Here is a 1,845-nt window from a genome sequence, read left to right on the forward strand (position 1 = left end):
AGATTTTGATAGTCATTGGGTTTAATCTCCTCCTCGGCAGTTAAATTTAATTCTGCCCCTAAATTATTGGCTAATTTGAGTAAATCCTCCAATTCATCCCAATCCGGTTCCGATTGTCCACAGTAGATACAGGGTAAGTGTAAAGCTTGCAAATGTTCAGCGACGACTTTGCCGGCTAAAATTGCCACTTCTGTCAGTAAAGAACGGGCCGGTAAATTATTAGAAGCGAGAACAGTCCCCCCCCGTCCTTCGTCTTTGTAGGGAGAGATTTTGTCTAATTTAATATCAAAACTACCCCGCTGCAGACGTTGGGATTTTAGGGTGGGGCAAACGCTAAAAAATAAATCTTTCAGGGTTTCAACGGTATCGGTGGGGGCAGCTTCGCTATCTTCTTCACTGAGCAGATCGCGCACCTGTTGATAGGTAAAATGTTGATCCACTTGGATGAGGCTGCGGGTGATTTCGTACTCCAATAGATCGCCCTTGTCATCGAGGGTGACGAGGATAGAAATAGCGGGGCGCTGTTCTTGCGGTGACAGGGAACAACGACTGGTAACGGCAGCCGGGACTAATGGCAGCACTTTTTCGCCTAAATAGACGGCAGTTCCCCGTTTTTTGGCAACTTTATCCAATAATCCGCCCCGTTCAATGTAACGGGCCACATCGCTGATATGAATGGCGACTCGCCAGCGATTTTGGTTGATTTTCTCTAAAGAAAAGGCATTTTCAATGATCGGGGGATAATCCAGGGGGTTGTCATCTTCGATGGTAAAGGTGAAGAGTGGGGTTAAATCTCGCAGTTGTTCTTTTTCGCCACTATCGAAGAAATCCGCTAAATTATCGGCAATTTCGAGGGCTTCTGGCGGAAAATTATGGGGTAGATCGTGTTTACAGGAGACGATATCCGTGTCGGCAGCGGCCTCGGCAGTAGAACCGAGAATGCGAGTAACTTTACCGATGGGAGGCATTTCCCCTAGGGGATAACGGAGGACGGAAACATGAACGAGGTGATCGATGTTTTCTTGGAGGTTTTGACCATTTTCGAGGAGATTAAGGGTAAATTTCAGGCGATCATCCAGGGGAACCGCCACAAACCGCTCATTTTCCTGTTTTACTTGCGCTAGAAGCGAAGGATTAGCCCGTTCGAGAATTAATCTCACCTCTCCCTCCGGGGAACGACGACGGGTCCCCTCGCGGATGATTTTGACTAAAACTCGATCGCCATTCCAAGCGTTACTTAAATGATTTTTCGAGACGTAGATGTCATCAGCATCTTCGATATCTTGGATAGCAAAGCAAAATTCTTTACTGGAACAGCGCAGCTTTGCTTCTACGACATTTTCCTCGATCACACGACGATAGCGCCCGCGTTCTTTGACAACCATTCCCAGACGTTCCAAAGCACCGAGAATCACTTGCAATTTTTCGCAGCTTTCGGGATCGTCTTCGCAGCCCAGTTTTTTTTCGAGAAGTTTACCCGTAGCTAATTTATCATCACTAAGATGAGAGAGGAGTGTGGCGATCGAGAAGTCCATCTAACAATAATCCTTACTTACAAGACACTGACGGAATCGTGAATAATTAAGTTTAAATACTTAATAATGAGAAGATTGATTTAAACCATTGACTCGAGAGATTATCTCTGTCGGGGTAATTGCGATCGCTGCTGGTGACAGTGAAGGTAAACTGACCAAGCATCGAACCCCCGAACCTACCCTGAGAATTATCGAAGCCTTCGTTAGTATAAGCCAATAGCGAACACCGGCAAACTTTTCGGCGATCGCTAGTCTTTCTGGCAGAAGCTTCAGCCTAGTAGAATCTTGTTGCTGTGGGCAAGGCTAATCC

2 protein-coding genes are annotated in these 1,845 nt (G+C 46.2%); one reads left to right on the forward strand and one right to left on the reverse strand.

All coding sequences use genetic code 11. From position 1 onward, the window contains the following. On the reverse strand, positions 1–1,535 hold a 1,535-nt coding region (locus PX481_RS24080; protein WP_288096443.1), incomplete at its 3' end, for a ribonuclease R family protein. 88 nt (positions 1,536–1,623) lie between these two features. Between PX481_RS24080 and PX481_RS24085 the strand changes: the two genes are divergently transcribed. Beyond that, positions 1,624–1,755 (forward strand): hypothetical protein, encoded by a 132-nt coding sequence (locus PX481_RS24085; RefSeq protein WP_256378312.1) that lies wholly within the window; start codon positions 1,624–1,626, stop codon positions 1,753–1,755. Positions 1,756–1,845: the final 90 nt, after the last annotated feature.

The organism is Microcystis sp. M53603_WE2 (assembly GCF_030065435.1).